Source organism: Xenorhabdus budapestensis (genome assembly GCF_017743015.1).
GTDB classification, from domain to species: Bacteria; Pseudomonadota; Gammaproteobacteria; order Enterobacterales; family Enterobacteriaceae; genus Xenorhabdus; species Xenorhabdus budapestensis.
The window spans coordinates 2,875,630-2,894,669 of the sequence record NZ_CP072455.1 but is presented as its reverse complement, the minus strand read 5'-3'; the positions used below and the strand labels follow the sequence as shown (position 1 = coordinate 2,894,669).

Below are 19,040 nucleotides of genomic sequence, written 5' to 3'. Positions count from 1 at the left end.
GATTAAAGCTCCACACTGCGATGAGACAACAGATGGGAAAATGCACTTTGAGATTGGCTCAAAATTTGATAGTTACCTTTTTCGATAATTAATCCGCCCTCCATAACCCAGATTTGGTCATATTCCAGCGTTTCTTCCAGTAAGTGTGTAACCAATAATGTCGTTTGCTGACTGGATGCTTGATTCAATGCCATCATTACGCGTTGTTCACTATTAGCATCAAGGCTGGCTGCGGGTTCATCCAGTAACAAGAGTTGGCACGGATTTAATAATGCCCGTGCTACAGCGATACGCTGTGCTTGTCCAACAGATAGGCGAGCAGCATTATCGCCAATAACTGTGTTTATGCCATCAGGGAGATCACAGACAAACTCATCGACATAAGCGCGTTTCATTACATCGTGGATCTGTTCTTGTGTCGCGTCAAATTGACCAAGACGAATATTATCGAGTATCGTTTGTTCCGGCAGATGGGGGTTCTGCCCGACCCAACTTAATTGTTGACGCCATTTGTCGAGATCAAGCTCACGCAATTCGTTTCCATTGATTTTCAATGAACCCCGGTAAGGAAGAAAACCGAGTAACACATTTATCAGTGTACTTTTTCCTGCGCCGCTTTTTCCCACTAATGCAATCCGTTGATGCTTATCAATTGTAAAATTTAAAGGACCGGCCAGACGATGCCCATCATATGACAGAACTTCCAATTCGCTTGTTTCAATAGTCACTGTTTCTTTATCTGACAAGGTTTTTCTGCCGCCGTATGTGGTGTGTTCCCCATCGCTGCTTAACAAGGTGAAAAGTGATTCCGCAGCGCCCACAGCCTGGGCTTTAGCATGATAAAAAGTGCCCAAATCACGTAGCGGTTGGAAGAATTCAGGAGCAAGGATAAGTGCGAGGAAACCAGCAAATAATGTCACGCCAAAACCATAACTGCCAAAATGCAACTCTCCCAGATAAGAAAAACCAAAATAAACAGCAACAACAGCAATGGAAACAGCGGTAAAGAACTCTAATACAGCAGAAGATAAAAATGCCATACGTAGTACTTCCATTGTCCTGCGTCGGAAATCTTCTGTCGATTCGGTAATTTGTTTAATTTCGGCTTTTCCCCGATGGAACAAACGCAGAGTTTCGAGACCACGTAAACGATCCAGGAAGTTACCACTTAAACGACCAAGTGCAACAAAATTGCGCCGGTTAGCATCGGCAGCCCCTAATCCGACCAAAGCCATGAAAATAGGGATCAATGGCGCAGTTACGAATAGAATAACGCCAGCGGCCCAATTGATGGGAAAGATAGTGATCAGGATTAAGGCAGGGATAGTAGCCGCAAGGGTCATTTGAGGTAAATAGCGGGAATAAAAATCCTGCATGTCTTCAATTTGCTCCAGAATAATGGTCGCCCAGCTACCAGCAGGTTTGCCTTTTACCCAAACAGGACCCAATTGTGTCAGTTTATCCAATACCATACTGCGAATTTGTTGACGCACGACTTTACCGCAGATAAACCCGATACGTTCTCGGACAGCACTGACAATAGCTCTCAGCGTGAAAGAAGCCATCAACATCAGGAATTGGTTGATGAGATTTTCACGGGGGACATTATCCATAATAAGCGCCTGAAGAATGGAAGCGAGAAGCCAGGCCTGAGTGATAATCAGTAAACCACTAATTAGCCCTAGTAGCATGGATAGACGAAGCCATTGACGGGCTGAGGCGCTTTGTTGCTTCAGCCATCGAACAAGTTCAGATTGTCTTGTTTTGTCCATAAGAAAAATTTCAGATTAGCAGATGATGATACGGCGTATCAAAAAAGCTGGTAATTGTATTGCCAGCTTTCGCGTACTATGTTGCCTACAAAAAAATGTTACCTGTTAGAAAGCGCTATCGAAATAGCGCTTTTAGAAAAAGATAATCTTATTTGGTTGCCAATCCGTCCAGAAAACGTTCGGCATCCAGCGCAGCCATACAGCCCGTGCCGGCTGAAGTGATAGCTTGTCGATAAACATGATCCATGACATCACCTGCGGCAAATATACCGGGAACAGATGTCTCGGTGGCATTTCCATGCAGACCGGACTGAACCTTGATGTACCCATTTTCCAGTTCAAGCTGTCCTGCAAAAATATCGGTATTAGGGCTATGGCCGATGGCGATGAAAACACCTGCAACATCCAGCTCTTTAGTGTTATCACTTTTCGTATCGCGAATACGGATACCTGTTACACCCATTTCATCACCCAAAACTTCGTCCAGAGTGCGATCGGTATGCAAAATAATATTGCCGTTTTTAACCTTATCCATCAAACGGTCAATCAAGATCTTTTCTGAACGGAAAGTATCACGACGGTGGATCAGGTGAACTTCAGACGCAATATTCGCTAAATATAATGCTTCTTCAACAGCAGTATTACCGCCACCTACGACAGCAACTTTTTGTTTACGGTAGAAGAAACCATCACAAGTTGCACAGGCAGAAACACCACGTCCTTTAAATTCTTCTTCGGAAGGTAGCCCCAAATAACGTGCAGAAGCACCTGTTGCGATGATTAAGGCATCACAGGTATATTCCTGATCATCACCATATAGGTGGAATGGTTTTTTTGAGAAATCAACTTTCTGAATGTGATCAGTCATAATTTCTGTCTGAAATTTTTCAGCGTGCTGAAACATACGTTCCATCAAAGCTGGGCCTGTTAGTCCTTCAGGGTCGCCAGGCCAGTTTTCAACTTCAGTCGTGGTGGTCAATTGGCCGCCTTTCTCAACCCCTGTAATGAGTACGGGATTTAGATTAGCCCGGGCCGCATAAACAGCAGCAGTATAACCAGCAGGACCTGAGCCAAGAATGATGAGTTTACTGTGTTTGGCTGTACTCATGAATACCTCATTTCCATTATTTTGCATATCGCAGATTCAGGGATTGTAGGAGAAATAATAAGTTAAAAAAAGCGATTATCAGATAAAATATTCATGTTATTAACGATTTTACCGATAGATAGTAACTATGATGTAATGGGAATGTAAGGAGTGAGTGCTTAACTTTTTGAATTGAACATCATTTATTCGTTTTAGACATGAAACGAGCTATTGAAACGATTTACCGAAAATTTGTTTGGTAGGTTGTTCTGATTTTTGTTCATTTACTTTGACAATCGGCTATGCATTTGCGAAAACATCTGTGTAAGAGATAATTATCTGCCTCGCTAATCAATTGTTTCTATAGAATAGACAATTTGGAGTGGATGATTTTCTCATAGAATATTAAAAATTGCCGATAAGCTGCTTTCTGGGAGACATAGTGTTTTGGGAGATAATATTCTGGAAGACGGTGCTCTAGTAAGTTGTGTTTTGGTTAATCGAGTTCTGGGAAATTGTATTCTGGAAGATTACGTGTAGGCCCCAAACTTTGATTACAGATTGAGCTTTAGCCTTTGAAGACATCTTTTCCAGCTCAACTGCTTAAAAGAGATAGGGAAAATGTTATGGGTGTAGGAATATAAAGAGAGAGCAATAAGATGATAGATAATAAGAAGCGTCCAGGAAAAGATCTTGATCGCATAGACCGTAATATCCTTAACGAATTGCAGAAAGATGGCCGTATTTCTAATGTGGAATTATCCAAGCGGGTAGGATTATCACCTACACCTTGTCTGGAACGCGTACGTCGTTTAGAGCGTCAAGGCTTTATTTCTGGTTATACCGCCTTGCTGAATCCCCATTACCTGGATGCATCATTGCTGGTGTTCGTTGAAATCACCCTAAACCGTGGAGCGGCAGATGTTTTTGAGCAGTTCAATACTGCCGTACAAAAACTGGAAGAAATTCAAGAATGCCATTTGGTTTCAGGGGATTTTGACTACTTACTGAAAACACGTGTGCCAGACATGTCTGCGTACCGTAAATTGTTGGGTGAGACCTTATTACGTCTTCCGGGCGTTAACGATACTCGTACTTATGTAGTAATGGAAGAAGTGAAACAGAGTAACCGTTTGGTAATTAAGACTCGTTAAGCTTTTGTCTACAATGTACAGTGTATAGATGCAAAACAGGAAAAATTTAGGTACACTCCTGTTTATGCATACAGTTTCAACGCTGAGCTATCCTCAGCGTTGTTCCGTTTAATCAACAGGAAAACCTGGAGAGCCTTTCTTGAACCAGGAATATACAGAAGACAAATGTGTTAGGTTAAAAAGAGTAAGCAGTAGCCGTCGGCTTCTGGAAGCCGTTCTGTTGGTTATTGCCATATGTGCCGTATATTTAATGGTAGCACTTGTCAGTTTTCATCCTTCCGATCCTAGCTGGTCACAAACTGCCTGGCATGAACCTGTTCATAATTTAGGTGGCAGCATTGGTGCCTGGTTGTCAGACATACTATTCTCAGCATTTGGTATTCTTGCCTATGCAGTCCCACCCTTAATGTTTTTGGGTTGTTGGAATGCTTTCCGTCAGAAAGATAGGCAAGAGTATGTGGATTTCTTCACACTGACATTACGCATTATTGGTTCCTTGGCTCTTATTTTAACTTCATGTGGTTTGGCTGCACTCAATATTGATGATTTCGATGATTTTGCTTCAGGTGGTGTTATCGGTAGTTTGTTCAGTAACGCGATCCTACCGTGGTTTAATATCCTTGGTGCAACTTTAGCTCTGCTTGGTACGTGGGTTGTCGGGTTCACATTATTTACGGGCTGGTCCTGGCTTACCATTGCAGAAAAAATTGGGGAGTGCATTCTGGATTCGCTCAGTTTTGTGGTTAATCGTAGCCGCACTCAAATTGATTATGATGATGAGTTGGAAAAAGAAGTTGTTCCCGAGCTTCCTGATGATATAACCCATTCTAAACAAGGGGAGTCTAAAGCAGCTCCTGTTAAGGCAACTCATGTTATTCAAAACGCCATTGCTGATGATGAATATGATGTGTTGCTGGCAGCTCCAACAGTGACAGAGTTGGTGAATACCGATTCAGTACAGTCGGTTATGGAACAGTCAGAGGAAGAGATTCCACCTGCAATTGTTTTTCCTGAGCATGAAAGTATTTCACTTGAACAGATGCAATCTGCTCTGGAACAAGACAATAAATCTCACCTGATTAAGCCACAAATATCCGTAGCTCCAGAAACAGTATCAGTACAAATGGAATTAGGGCAGGCTAGAACTGGACAGATTGTTGGATCAGAACAAATTGAAAATAGCCAGGAGCAAGAGCCTGTCCGATATACATTTGAGCTGCCTGATGAGCGCCAGTTGGGGGATGATGTAAATGATTGTACAGATAATAGTACTTATTTGCAGAGTTCGGTAACTAGCTCTGTTGCTGTTGTGAAAAATCCTCAGATGAAACAGGGAATAGGCCCTGAAATGCCAAGGCCGAATCCGGTACGAATACCGACTCGCCGTGAATTGTATGGGATTAAAGTCCCTTCTCACCGCTTGTCTGAGCATTTACAGCGGAAAGAAAAAGAAAGGCAGGACGAACTCAATGCTGAAGTTGAAGAACAGAGAATGGATGAGCAGCAGCAAGATATGCTGCGTGAGCAATTTATTGCGCAACAGCGTGAGCGTTATGGTTATGATTTGGAAAAAGAGGTAAAAGAAGAAAATGCTGAAGATTTTACCTCTATTTTTAACCAACCAATTTATAAGCAGCTTGCACATGGCAAAACAACAGTAGAAAAATCTGTTGAGAACAGTGATGATAAAGCACCTATCAGCATTGATGAGCATGCAGAGCAGGAAGAAACGTTGCGGAAAGCATTTGAACAGCAGCAACGTGAACGTTATCAAATCCCGCCTGCTGTTTCACCGCAGTATGAAAAGTCTGTGTTTGATTATTTTTCACAAAATAATAGTGTAGAAATTTCTGAGCCGGCAGAACCATTATTTATGCCTTCAGAGTCCATACCATCGGAAGAGGTTATTCAGCCAGAACAGGAAAAAAATATTGTTCCTGTTGCAGCAGATTCTTCTGTTTTAAAAACTTCTCATCAGCCAGAAACTCTGCATAATTTTGCGCAGCAACCGCAGCAACCGCAGCAACCGCAGCAACCGCAGCAACCGCAGCAACCGCAGCAACCGCAGCAACCGAGCCTGTTTCATCCATTTTTGGTACGTAATGATCAACCATTGCTTAAGCCGACTACACCGATGCCTTCTTTAGATCTTCTGGCAGAACCTCCAGCAGAAGAAGAACCGGTTGATATGTTTGCACTGGAACAAATTTCGCGTTTAATTGAAGCTCGTCTGAATGATTATCGTGTCAAAGCGGATGTTGTTGGGTTCTCTCCAGGTCCTGTAATCACACGTTTTGAATTGGACTTAGCGCCTGGGGTTAAAGCTTCCCGTATCTCTAATTTATCTCGTGATCTTGCACGTTCACTTTCGGCTGTGGCAGTTCGTATTGTCGAAGTGATCCCAGGAAAACCTTATGTGGGCCTGGAATTACCGAATAAAAAACGCCAGACCGTTTATTTACGGGAAGTGCTGGATTGTGAAAAATTCCGTGATAATCCGTCCCCATTAACTATTGTTTTGGGAAAAGATATCGCTGGTCAGCCTGTTGTTGCTGATTTAGGGAAAATGCCTCATTTGTTGGTTGCAGGGACGACGGGGTCGGGAAAATCAGTCGGCGTCAATGCCATGGTCCTCAGTATTTTGTATAAAGCGAAACCAGAAGATGTTCGTTTTATCATGATCGACCCGAAAATGCTTGAGCTATCTGTTTACGAAGGCATTCCGCATTTGTTGACGGAAGTGGTCACTGATATGAAAGATGCAGCCAATGCATTGCGTTGGTGCGTCAATGAAATGGAACGCCGTTATAAACTGATGTCAGCTTTAGGTGTGCGCAATATCGCGGGCTATAACGATAAGATCAAACAGGCTGAAAATATGGGCCGTCCGATCCCGGATCCATTCTGGAAGCCCGGTGACAGCATGGATGTGACACATCCTGTACTGAAAAAAGAGCCCTATATTGTTGTTATGGTCGATGAGTTTGCCGATTTAATGATGACAGTCGGGAAAAAAGTGGAAGAGTTGATCGCGCGTTTGGCACAGAAAGCACGAGCTGCGGGTATCCACTTGGTACTGGCTACACAGCGTCCTTCTGTTGATATTATTACGGGGTTGATTAAGGCTAATATTCCTACGCGAATTGCATTCACCGTTTCCAGTAAAATTGATTCCCGTACCATTCTTGATCAGGGAGGAGCGGAATCATTGCTTGGTATGGGCGATATGCTCTACTTAGCACCAAACTCTTCGATTCCTGTACGTGTCCACGGTGCTTTCGTGCGTGACCAAGAAGTCCATGAAGTTGTTAATGACTGGAAAGCGCGTGGTCGCCCTCAATACATTGATAATATTATTAAAGGGGGTGAAGATGGCGAAGGAGGATTGGGATTGGATAGTGATGGAGAGCTGGATCCTCTGTTTGATCAGGCAGTTGAATTTGTGATTGAAAAACGCCGGGTATCTATCTCCGGGGTACAACGTCAATTCCGCATTGGTTATAACCGGGCCGCTCGAATTGTAGAACAGATGGAAGCTCAGCAAATTGTCAGTACGCCTGGTCATAATGGCAATCGAGAAGTTTTAGCACCTCCGCCACATGAACACTGAGCATCATTTTAAATGCGGCATCGGCTATTGTGATGCCGATAATATATGAATTGAAGGTATTCACACATGAAAAAACTGATGTTGATTGGTTGTCTGATGATGGGAATAAGCGTGAGTTCTGCATGGGCTGATGCCGCGCAAGATTTGCAGGGTCGATTGAGTAAGGTAAATAGTTTTCACGCGAACTTTACCCAGACTGTTACCAGCAGTGACGGTTCAACGATCCAAAATGGTGAAGGGCAACTCTGGGTTAAACGTCCCAATTTGTTTAATTGGCATATGACATCGCCTGATGAAAGTACTTTGATTTCTGATGGCAAAACGTTGTGGTTCTACAATCCTTTTGTCGAGCAAGTAACAGCTAATTGGCTGAAAGATGCTACGGGCAATACACCGTTTATGTTGATTGCTCGTAATGATCCCACGGATTGGAAACAATACAGAGTGACACAAAGTGGTAATAATTTTGAGTTGACGCCTAATAGTGCCAATGGAAATCTGAAACATTTTTCAATCACAGTAACACCTGATGGCACTATTCAGAAATTTACGGCTGTTGAACAAGACGGTCAGAAAAGCGCATATCAGTTGAAAGGGCAGCAAAATATCAGCGTAGATGCGTCAAAGTTCAAATTCACTTTACCAGAAGGTGTTACTCTGGATGATCAACGCCAGTGAGGTTTAAGTGAACAATCTTTCACTCGATTTTTCACAGAATGAGTTTCAGCCACTGGCAGCAAGAATGCGGCCAGTTACGCTGGATCGTTATATTGGGCAGCAACATCTATTGGCAGAGGGGAAACCTTTGCCAAGGGCGATCCGTGCCGGTCATCTTCACTCCATGATTTTATGGGGGCCGCCGGGCACGGGGAAAACGACGCTGGCTGAAATTATCGGCTATTATGCGCAAGCAGATATGGAACGTATTTCTGCCGTTACATCCGGTATCAAAGAGATACGTGAATCTATAGAGAAAGCACGACAGAACCGCAATGCAGGACGCAGAACAATTTTGTTTGTCGATGAAGTTCACCGATTTAACAAAAGCCAGCAAGATGCCTTTCTGCCGCACATTGAAGATGGCACCATCACATTCATTGGTGCCACGACTGAAAACCCCTCTTTTGAACTAAATTCAGCCTTGTTGTCGCGGGTGCGAGTCTATTTATTGAAATCTTTTTCGTCAGCAGAAATAGAACAAGTGCTTATTCAGGCCATAAATGATAAAGAGCATGGCCTTGGTGGACAAAATATCGTGTTGCCGGACAGCACTCGCCAGATGGTAGCTGAGTTGGTTGCAGGGGATGCACGTCGTTCATTGAACTTGTTGGAAATGATGTCGGATATGGCGGAAGTCAATGTACAAGGGCAACATATCTTGACCCCAGAGTTACTGAAAGAGGTTAGCGGAGAGCGGAGTGCGCGATTTGATAATCAAGGTGATAGGTATTACGACTTAATATCGGCTTTGCATAAATCAATCCGTGGTTCTTCACCAGATGCTGCACTTTACTGGTATGCCAGAATTATTACCGCGGGTGGAGATCCGCTTTATGTTGCCCGCCGCTTACTGGCAATAGCGTCTGAAGATGTAGGTAATGCTGATCCGCGTGGAATGCAGATAGCAATTGCTGCATGGGATTGTTTTACCCGTGTTGGAGCAGCAGAGGGAGAACGGGCAATTGCTCAGGCAATTGTTTATCTTGCCTGTGCTCCCAAAAGTAATGCTGTTTACACGGCATTTAAAGCAGCTATGGCAGATGCACAAGAAAAGCCGGATTATGACGTTCCTGCTCATCTGCGTAATGCTCCAACCAAATTGATGAAAGAAATGGGTTTTGGTGAAGAATACCGTTATGCCCATGATGAGCCCAATGCGTATGCGGCGGGAGAAGTTTATTTTCCACCTGAGATGCAGAATACTCGTTATTACCACCCGACTAGCAGAGGGTTGGAAGGTAAAATTGGTGAGAAATTAAACTGGTTGATGGAGCAGGACCAAAATAGCTCAATAAAACGCTATCTCTAATGTCATTGATACGGTAAGGTTCATATGGCGAAGAATTTATATCAGATTGGTTAATCAAAACTGATTTTGCTACTACTTTAGTAACTTTTTTCTCAATACTATTTTCTTAACAATTATTTTCTCAACAACTAGTTTCTTAACAACAACAAGCACAGGAATAGCATGCTCGATCCAAATATGCTGCGTAACGAGCTAGACGCAGTTGCCGAAAAACTGGCTCGCAGGGGTTATACCCTTGATGTGGAGACGGTGCGTAAACAAGAAGAGCGCCGTAAAGTTTTACAAGTTGAAACTGAAACCCTGCAAGCAGAACGCAATTCCCGATCGAAGACTATTGGTGCAGCTAAAGCCCGTGGTGAAGATATTGAACCATTGCGCCAGGAAGTCAATCAATTGGGAGAAAAGCTAGATTCAGCAAAAGCTGAATTAGAAGCATTGCAGGCTGAGATCCGTGATCTCGCATTAGGCATGCCGAATATTCCTGATGATTCTTCTCCTGACGGAAAAGATGATAGTGATAATGTGGAAATCAGCCGTTGGGGTGAACCGCGTCAGTATAATTTTGAAGTGAAAGATCATGTATCGTTGGGTGAATTAACTGATGGCCTTGATTTCGCCGCCGCAGTGAAATTAACAGGTGCGCGTTTTGTCGTGATGAAAGGGCAAATTGCCCGCCTGCATCGTGCATTGGCGCAGTTTATGCTGGATCTGCATACTGAACAACATGGTTATCTGGAAACTTATGTGCCTTATCTGGTTAACCGTGACACGCTGTACGGTACGGGCCAGTTGCCTAAATTTGGTGAAGATTTGTTCCATACTAAGGCGCTGGCAGAAGATTCCGGCAGTAACTATGCACTGATCCCAACTGCGGAAGTGCCTGTAACTAATTTAGTACGTGGTGAAATTCTGGATGAGAGTGACCTTCCTCTGAGAATGACAGCGCATACACCTTGCTTCCGCTCAGAAGCGGGTTCTTATGGTCGCGATACTCGTGGTCTGATCCGTATGCACCAGTTTGATAAAATTGAGCTGGTTCAAATTGTTCATCCTGAAAAATCCATGGAAGCATTGGAAGAGCTGATAGGGCACGCAGAAAAAGTATTGCAGTTACTGAAATTGCCTTATCGCAAGATGTTACTGTGTACCGGAGATATGGGTGCGAGTGCAAGAAAAACCTACGATTTGGAAGTTTGGTTGCCTGCGCAGAATACTTATCGTGAAATCTCATCTTGCTCTAATATGTGGGATTTTCAGGCTCGTCGTATGCAGGCTCGTTTCCGTAGTAAAGATGACAAGAAAACCCAGTTAGTGCATACACTGAATGGCTCTGGCCTGGCTGTAGGGCGTACACTGGTTGCTGTAATGGAAAACTATCAGCAGGCAGATGGCCGTATTGAAGTTCCAGAAGTATTGCGTCCTTATATGAAAGGGCTGGAATATATTGGTTAATCCTTTGTATATTTAATAAAAAAGCGCCATTATTTGGCGCTTTTTTATTTTTTTATAAGTAAAGATTGTGATTCGATTTGTTATAACTATTTCATCTTCCTTAACTTCTTGTGTGTAAAAAACACTGTGAAAAGGAGAATAATATATTGCTATATTATAAAAAAATTAGTATCCATTGCATTGGGTTTACTTTGAATATTTGCCATGCATTACCGATCCATTCTGTTCCTGCTCCAACAGCCTGGCCTTCACGAATGAATACCTCTTTTTCTTTAGTTAGGGATATGCTTTTTCCCCGGAATCGAAATTAATATCTTGATTATTCATTTTTTTTCGCTTTATCTGGTTGAATAGTAATTACCAAATATATCCATCTCGGAACAGAGTTTTTGGGTAAAGTAGAAGGGATTATTTCAGGAAGTTTGCTAATCAACAAGGGGTAATCGATGGTATTATTAAGAGATTAATACACAATTTCTTTCCTACATTACCAAATAATTACGCTTATATTTAATTTTTTCTTTTGCACTAACTAAAATTAATTTATTTTTTATAGGAAGTAAATAAAATCACTCTGTACTTTAAATAGTATATTATCAGGAAATGATTTTTTAGCGCAGAACTGGCTGCAATTTATTATTGAACCAGTTACTATTTGTGATTATTTCTTATGAGGAGGTTGGAAGAATATTGGATTCAATAAATTACATTATGCCCGTAGCTAGTCAAGATTCGTTGCACTCGCTCCATAGTCTCATTAGAAGGTGGTTTTACCCCCTCCAGCTTGTATTCTTCACCCATGGCAATCCACTTATGCTTTCCAAGCTCATGATAAGGCAATAATTCAATTTTCTCGATATTCTTCATATCTTTGGTGAATTCTCCCAGCATGTGGACAGATTTATCATCATCTGACCATTCGGGTACAACTACATAGCGGATCCATGTGTTTTGATTGCGTTTTGCCAGATAACGGGCAAATTCGAGCGTTCGGTGATTGGAAACACCGACCAGTTCTCGGTGAATATCATCGTCAAGCTGTTTTAGATCCAGCATCACTAAATCGGTATCATCCAGCAGTTCATCAATGACTGGTTCATAGCGACGGACAAAACCATTGGTATCTAAACAAGTGTGAATACCTTCTGCATGGCAAGCTCTGAACCAATCACGGACAAATTCAGCCTGAAGGATTGCTTCTCCACCTGAAGCAGTAACTCCTCCGCCTGAAGCATTCATAAAATGACGATAAGTTGTTGCTTCTTTGATAAGTTCTTCGACAGTTACAGTTTTGCCGCAGTGCGTATCCCATGTATCGCGATTATGGCAATAAAGACAACGCATCAGGCAGCCTTGGAAAAACGCGATAAAACGGATACCAGGGCCATCAACGGTTCCGCAAGATTCAAAAGAGTGGATACGGCCAAGTACGGACATGAAAGGGTTTCTCCAAAAACAGATTGGATGCTGAGAGAGTAAAGGCCCGAGTTGTACAGGGGCCTTGGAGTGTATGCCATTTTGCTCGATTAGAAAACTATGGCATTTTTGAGGTAACACGATGCTACTAATAAATATTTACATTGTTTGCGTAAATGTACGGGTAATGACATCTTGTTGCTGTTCTTTAGTCAGGGAATTGAAGCGTACCGCATAGCCAGATACACGGATTGTCAACTGAGGATATTTTTCAGGATTTTTCATTGCATCCATTAACATCTCACGATTCATTACGTTAACGTTCAGATGTTGACCACCTTCAATATGGGTTTCATGATGGAAGTAGCCATCCATCAGAGCTGCTAGATTCGTTTTGCGTGCTTCGTCATTTTTGCCCAGAGCATTAGGTACGATGGAGAAGGTATAAGAGATACCATCCTTCGCGTAAGCAAATGGTAGTTTGGCAACCGAGGTCAGTGAAGCTACCGCACCTTTTTGATCACGACCGTGCATTGGGTTAGCGCCCGGCCCGAATGGGGCACCTGCACGACGGCCATCAGGTGTGTTACCGGTTTTTTTACCATAAACAACGTTAGAGGTAATGGTTAACACAGACTGAGTTGGTACTGCATTACGATAGGTCTGCAATTTCTGAATTTTCTTCATGAAACGTTCAACCAAATCGCAGGCAATATCATCAACACGAGTGTCATTATTACCAAACTGTGGATATTCACCTTCGATTTTGAAATCAATCGCCAGTCCATTCTCATCACGGATTGGTGATACTTTTGCATATTTGATCGCGGATAGAGAGTCAGCCGCTACAGACAAACCTGCGATACCACATGCCATAGTGCGGTGAACATCCCTGTCATGCAGTGCCATTAAGGAGGCTTCATAGCTGTATTTATCATGCATGTAGTGGATGATATTTAGCGCTGTGACGTACTGTTTTGCCAGCCAGTCCATAAAGTGATCCATGCGTTTGATGACTTTGTTATAATCCAAAATGTCATCTTTCATGGGTTCTTCTTTCGGGCCAACCTGCATTTTCAATTTTTCATCTATACCACCATTAATCGCATACAACATGGTTTTCGCCAGATTTGCACGGGCCCCGAAAAACTGCATTTGTTTACCAACAACCATTGGGCTGACGCAACATGCAATGGCGTAATCATCGCTGTTGAAATCAGTGCGCATCAGGTCATCATTTTCATACTGCAAGGATGAAGTATCGATAGACACTTTTGCGGCGTATTTTTTAAAGTTGGCTGGTAGTTTTTCAGACCACAGAATGGTCATGTTAGGCTCCGGAGATGGTCCCATTGTGTACAGCGTATTCAGGAAACGGAAACTGTTTTTGGTAACAAGGGTGCGACCATCAAGCCCCATACCGGCTATTGATTCAGTAGCCCAAATCGGGTCACCGGAGAACAACTCATCGTATTCAGGAGTACGCAGGAAACGAACCATACGCAGTTTCATCACCAGATGGTCGATCAGCTCTTGCGCTTCTTGTTCAGTCAATTTGCTTGTTTGCAGGTCACGCTCAATGTAGATATCCAGAAAGCTGGATACACGACCGAAGGACATTGCAGCACCATTTTGAGATTTCACAGCAGCCAGATAGGCAAAATAAGTCCACTGTACAGCTTCCCTGGCTGTGGTTGCCGGGCCAGAAATATCGTAGCCATATTTAGCAGCCATTTCTTTGATTTGACCAAGAGCATGGTGCTGTTCTGAAATCTCTTCACGCAGGCGAATAGTTGCTTCAAGGTTTTCGCCATTTTCCAGTTTTTCCTGTAATGAGGTGAATTGTGCATACTTTTCATCACGTAGGAAATCAATACCGTATAGTGCAACACGCCGATAATCACCGATAATACGACCACGACCATAAGCATCAGGCAAACCAGTTAGTACACCGGATTTACGGCATTTCAGAATATCAGGAGTATAAACATCGAATACCCCCTGATTGTGGGTTTTACGATACTCAGTAAAAATTTGTTTCAGTTTCGGATCCAGCTCTCGGTTGTATGCTTTGCAAGAGCCTTCAACCATTTTAATCCCACCAAATGGAATAATGGCACGTTTCAGTGGCGCTTCAGTTTGCAGACCAACGATTTGTTCCAGATCTTTTTCAATATAACCAGCATCATGAGAAATAATTGTAGACGCAACGTTAGTATCCAAATCAACCGGAGCATGGGTGCAGTTTTCGATTTTGATACCTTCCATGACTTTTTCCCACAAAATATCCGTCGCTTTTGTGGCGCCCGCAAGAAATGATTCATCACCTTCATATGGAGTGTAGTTTTTCTGAATGAAGTCACGAACATTGACTTCATTCTGCCAGCTACCTCCGTTAAGGCCTCGCCACGCTACAGAGAATTTTTCATTTAACTCGGACATGATACTTTTACCTTTTAACAGTAGAATTTGGAAATTGGGTGTGGAAGCAAATTAATGTCAGCGGTTACCACGTAAATAAATAAACCAATAAGTTAACGCAACCAATATCGAACCACCAATGATGTTACCAATCGTAACTGGGAGCGAATTCTTTAATAACAATCCCAAAGGAGATCAGAAACATGTTAGCAATGCTGTGTTCAAAGCCACTTGCGACGAACATGCTAATTGGCAGAATTAATGCAAATAATTTATCAATAAGGCTGCGGCCTGCATAACTCATCCAGACAGCAAGGCATACCATCAGATTAGCTAAAATGCCTAAGCACAGTGCCTCAATAAAAGTATGGTGCATTTTATGATCGGCGACCTGTAATACGTTCAGGCCCCAGAAACCATTGGCGACGGCATATTGGCCTGTCGCTTTTGAAACAATAGTCAATACTGTGGAAGTGAAGAGATCGACACCAAATATTATTACTAACATTAAGTCCAGGGAGAAACAGATACCATCGGTCAATTTAGCCAAACAGTAAGGAATAGAAAAAGTTGCTGTTATAGCCGTAATATAAAAGACGAAAGCAATGGAAATAAATACACCAGCCATGATTGCTGATAAATAAGTCACTGCGGAATGTTTATTGATTTTATATATACTACTATCATCTGCGATTTGTGCCATTACAGCAGGTGGATATAAATTAAAAGGGTTGTCAGTTTTCATACTAACACTCTCTTTATCCTTAGTTAATTATAGCACGTGATGATAGTAACAAACGGGCATTGACCTGAATTTGATATGGATCATGTTAAATCGAAAGCCTGGTGAGTTATCGCTGTGAAAATAGTCTTTTTTGGAGATAATTGATTGATTTTTAAAAATTAAATATTTTTTAAGGTTTATAAAAATATTTTATATGAAGAATTTGAAGGAAAATATAGAAAAAGTAAAACAACAGGTTAAATTGTCATTTATTTGTTATTTGAAAATAAATGTAATTTAACCTGAGTTTTACTTTTGCCAAAAAATCACTTTAATTTAACAGATTATTTATCCCTGTTTATTTATCCAAAAATCCCGTTTGGCTTTTTGTAATTTTTCATAAGTATTTAATAACGCCTGATGGGCTGGTAATGCTTTTAATTCTGAATCGACAGACCATAATCCGTAGAAACAGTTTTTACCGTTAATGGCTGAAGATGCAGCATCTACCGCTTCCTGACCGTACATTTTGACAAAAGCCTGATGATATTGGTCTGGATCACGATCTTCTTCTTGGGTAAGCAATAGTAGGGTATGCAGGCAGCGATAATAATTTGCTCTTTCTGCTGTGAAGACAGAAGAATTGAAATCTTGTGTCCATTCAACCCATATCAGAGCCTGCTCCAGATCATTACCTGCCAGTGCCAGCATAGATTTCAGCTCACCAATACGCAAGTTGCTCCAGCCGTTATCTTTACCCGCTGCAATTCCTAATAATTCACGAACGCGGGTAAAGTCATCCAGCCCTTCTTCGTCTATTTGTTCAAGGAAGGCAAGGTATTCTTCCGGTTGCCACTGGCTATCCGGCAAGGCCAGAATGGTTTCACGCAGGTGAGTTCCCATCGTATTATTGGCAATGTACAGATCTTCAACCGGGTAAATATCTGACATACTTGGTATCAGAATACGGCAGGCATAAACACCAAGATGCTCATAATCAGTAATATAAACTTCTGCATCCAGCGAATTGAAAATGCCCATCAAAGTTGCGAATTCTACTTCTGTTGTACCGCTGAAATCCCAATCAGCAAATTCATAATCAGCATCTTGTTTGAACAGATCCCAACTAATTGCGCCGCTTGAATCAATAAAGTGAGTTTCCAGATTTGTGTGTTCAGAAACCTCTTCATCATCGAAACTTGGTGGTGTAAAGACATCAAGATCTTTCAGACTGCGGCCTTGTAAAAGTTCTGTCACGGTACGTTCTAACGCAACACCGAAATCAGGGTGAGCGCCGAAAGAGGCAAAACATGTGCCGTTGTTGGGGTTGAATAGTACAACGCAGATCACCGGGAATTGACCGCCCAGAGAAGCATCATAGCAATAGAGTGGGAAACCTTCTTCCTGCAATTTATTGACTGATGTAACAACACCAGGGTAGCGCTCCATCACAGCTTGTGGAATTTCAGGCAAACTAATGCATTCTGCAATAATGCGGTTTTTCACATAGCGCTCGAATACTTCGGATAGCCCCTGAACACGAGCTTCATTTACAGTATTACCCGCTGACATACCGTTTGAAACATACAAATTCCCAACGATATTCATTGGAATATAAACGGTTTCATTATCGGATTGACGAGTGAATGGTAGTGTGCAGATACCACGCTCTTTATTACCGGATTGCAAATCAATCAACTGACTGCCACAAAGTTCGTTGGCAGGATTGTAAAAACGGTGTAAACGTTCGTCCAGAATACCTTCTGGCAAGGAATCATCTTCTGGCAGAGGGAACCACTTTTCGTTTGGATAATGAACGAATTCGCTTTTGGCAATCGTATTCCCAAGATAAAAATCAGCGAAAAAATAATTTGTTGATAGACGCTCAAAGTATTCACCTAACGCAGAGGCTAACGCTGCTTTTTTACTGGCTCCCTTGCCGTTAGTAAAACACAATGGACAATCGCGATCGCGGATGTGCACTGACCAAACATTCGGAACAGGATTTAGCCATGAGGCTTCTTCAATATTAAAGCCAAGAGAGTTCAGTTTATGCTGGAATTTATTAATTGAATCTTCTAGTGCGGCATCTTTGCCTGGGATATAGGTTTGCGTCATCGTTATTCACTTCGATTTCTGTTAAGAATTGCATATCATACGAAGTTTTTTTTGTCTCCTCTATTTAATTCCAAAAATTATTGTTAATTGGAGTTTATTTATTTCTCTTATACATACTAGAATAGCTTTTTTTACAAGAGGTTGAATAATGAAAAAGATCAAAAAAACAGCAATAGCCAGTTTTTTGGCTTTAGTCAGTGGTTCTGCGTTTGCTTTACCAAACATTACTGTGTTGGCAACGGGGGGCACAATCGCTGGGGGTGGTGAATCTGCAACTCAGTCTAGTTATACTGCGGGTAAAGTAGGTGTTGATTCATTGCTGAATGCTGTTCCTGCTATTAAAAACATTGCTGATTTGAAAGGGGAGCAAGTTGTTAGCATTGGTTCACAGGATATGAACGATCAGGTTTGGTTGACTCTGGCGAAAAAGATCAATGCCGATTGTGATAAAACCGACGGTTTTGTAATCACTCACGGTACTGACACTATGGAAGAGACCGCTTATTTCCTTGACTTGACTACTCAGTGCCGTAAACCAATCGTAATGGTTGGTGCGATGCGTCCATCAACTGCTCTGGGGGCTGATGGCCCATTGAACCTCTATAATGCAGTAGTTGTAGCAGCAGATAAAAATTCCTCAAACCGTGGTGTTTTGCTAGCTATGAATAACTCTGTTATTCATGGTCGTGACATCAGCAAATTGAGCACTACGGAAGTTCAGGCATTCCAGGCAGTAAATGCGGGTTCACAGGGTTTTATTCATAACGGTAAAGTTAACTACTACTCTGTTGCACCAGTAAGAGCTGATAAAGCTGTTTTTGATATCAGCAAACTGAACGAATTGCCAAAAGTCGGTATCGTTTATAACTACTCGAATGCTTCTGATCTGCCAGCAAAAGCATTTGTAGAAAATGGTTATAAAGGGATTATCAGTGCGGGTGTAGGTAACGGTAATATCTATAAATCCATTTTGGACACACTGGTTCAAGCAGCTAAAGATGGCGTTGTAGTTGTTCGCTCCAGCCGTATTCCTTTCGGTTACACTACTCAGAATGCTGAAGTTAATGACAGCAAATATGGTTTTGTAGCATCAGAACGTTTGAACCCGCAGAAAGCACGTGTTCTTCTGCAACTGGCTCTGACTGAAACTTCTGATCCAGCAAAAGTTCAGGCAATGTTTTCTAAATATTAATTCCTGATCCAAGCATACAGAAAGACGGTTAAAAACGTCTTTCTGTATTGTGTAAAATATAAACT

11 protein-coding genes and 1 pseudogene are annotated in these 19,040 nt (G+C 42.1%); 6 read left to right on the top strand and 6 right to left on the bottom strand.

Features of this window, described 5'->3' with window-relative positions; all coding sequences use genetic code 11:
• Positions 1 to 2: 2 nt before the first annotated feature.
• Together cydD and trxB are read right to left on the bottom strand one after the other, a co-directional pair.
• Positions 3 to 1,772, bottom strand: coding sequence for a heme ABC transporter permease/ATP-binding protein CydD (cydD, locus tag HGO23_RS12445; protein ID WP_209026803.1), 1,770 nt, complete (start codon positions 1,770 to 1,772; stop codon positions 3 to 5).
• Positions 1,773 to 1,920: 148 nt separating this feature from the next.
• The gene (gene trxB / locus HGO23_RS12440; RefSeq protein ID WP_209026802.1) at positions 1,921 to 2,880 is read right to left on the bottom strand and encodes a thioredoxin-disulfide reductase; all 960 of its coding nucleotides are present in this window, start codon (positions 2,878 to 2,880) and stop codon (positions 1,921 to 1,923) included.
• 638 nt (positions 2,881 to 3,518) lie between these two features.
• Here trxB and lrp point away from each other — a divergent pair.
• The 5 genes from lrp to serS all read left to right on the top strand — a co-directional run bounded on the left by lrp (position 3,519) and on the right by serS (position 11,104).
• Positions 3,519 to 4,013, top strand: coding sequence for a leucine-responsive transcriptional regulator Lrp (lrp, locus tag HGO23_RS12435; RefSeq protein WP_004256338.1), 495 nt, complete (start codon positions 3,519 to 3,521; stop codon positions 4,011 to 4,013).
• A 139-nt stretch (positions 4,014 to 4,152) separates the two neighbouring features.
• A complete protein-coding gene (locus tag HGO23_RS12430; RefSeq protein ID WP_209026801.1) occupies positions 4,153 to 7,623 on the top strand; it encodes a DNA translocase FtsK 4TM domain-containing protein in 3,471 nt (1,156 codons plus the stop codon).
• 66 nt (positions 7,624 to 7,689) lie between these two features.
• On the top strand, positions 7,690 to 8,301 hold the full coding sequence (gene lolA, locus HGO23_RS12425; protein WP_209026800.1) for an outer membrane lipoprotein periplasmic chaperone LolA: 612 nt from the start codon (positions 7,690 to 7,692) through the stop codon (positions 8,299 to 8,301).
• A gap of 7 nt (positions 8,302 to 8,308) precedes the next feature.
• Entirely contained in the window at positions 8,309 to 9,652 is a 1,344-nt protein-coding gene (locus HGO23_RS12420) for a replication-associated recombination protein A (protein WP_209026799.1), read from the top strand.
• Positions 9,653 to 9,814: 162 nt separating this feature from the next.
• On the top strand, positions 9,815 to 11,104 hold the full coding sequence (serS, locus tag HGO23_RS12415; RefSeq protein ID WP_099136724.1) for a serine--tRNA ligase: 1,290 nt from the start codon (positions 9,815 to 9,817) through the stop codon (positions 11,102 to 11,104).
• Between the two features lie 696 nt (positions 11,105 to 11,800).
• Here serS and pflA read toward each other — a convergent pair.
• The 4 genes and pseudogenes from pflA to ycaO form a co-directional block, all read right to left on the bottom strand.
• Positions 11,801 to 12,541, bottom strand: coding sequence for a pyruvate formate lyase 1-activating protein (gene pflA, locus HGO23_RS12410; protein ID WP_209026798.1), 741 nt, complete (start codon positions 12,539 to 12,541; stop codon positions 11,801 to 11,803).
• 138 nt (positions 12,542 to 12,679) lie between these two features.
• On the bottom strand, positions 12,680 to 14,962 hold the full coding sequence (gene pflB / locus HGO23_RS12405; protein ID WP_209026797.1) for a formate C-acetyltransferase: 2,283 nt from the start codon (positions 14,960 to 14,962) through the stop codon (positions 12,680 to 12,682).
• 57 nt (positions 14,963 to 15,019) lie between these two features.
• A pseudogene (locus HGO23_RS12400) lies at positions 15,020 to 15,686 on the bottom strand (formate/nitrite transporter family protein).
• A 327-nt stretch (positions 15,687 to 16,013) separates the two neighbouring features.
• A complete protein-coding gene (gene ycaO, locus HGO23_RS12395; RefSeq protein WP_209026796.1) occupies positions 16,014 to 17,783 on the bottom strand; it encodes a 30S ribosomal protein S12 methylthiotransferase accessory factor YcaO in 1,770 nt (589 codons plus the stop codon).
• A 148-nt stretch (positions 17,784 to 17,931) separates the two neighbouring features.
• Here ycaO and ansB point away from each other — a divergent pair, with 148 nt between their 5' ends.
• Positions 17,932 to 18,975, top strand: coding sequence for an L-asparaginase 2 (gene ansB, locus HGO23_RS12390; RefSeq protein WP_099136728.1), 1,044 nt, complete (start codon positions 17,932 to 17,934; stop codon positions 18,973 to 18,975).
• Positions 18,976 to 19,040: the final 65 nt, after the last annotated feature.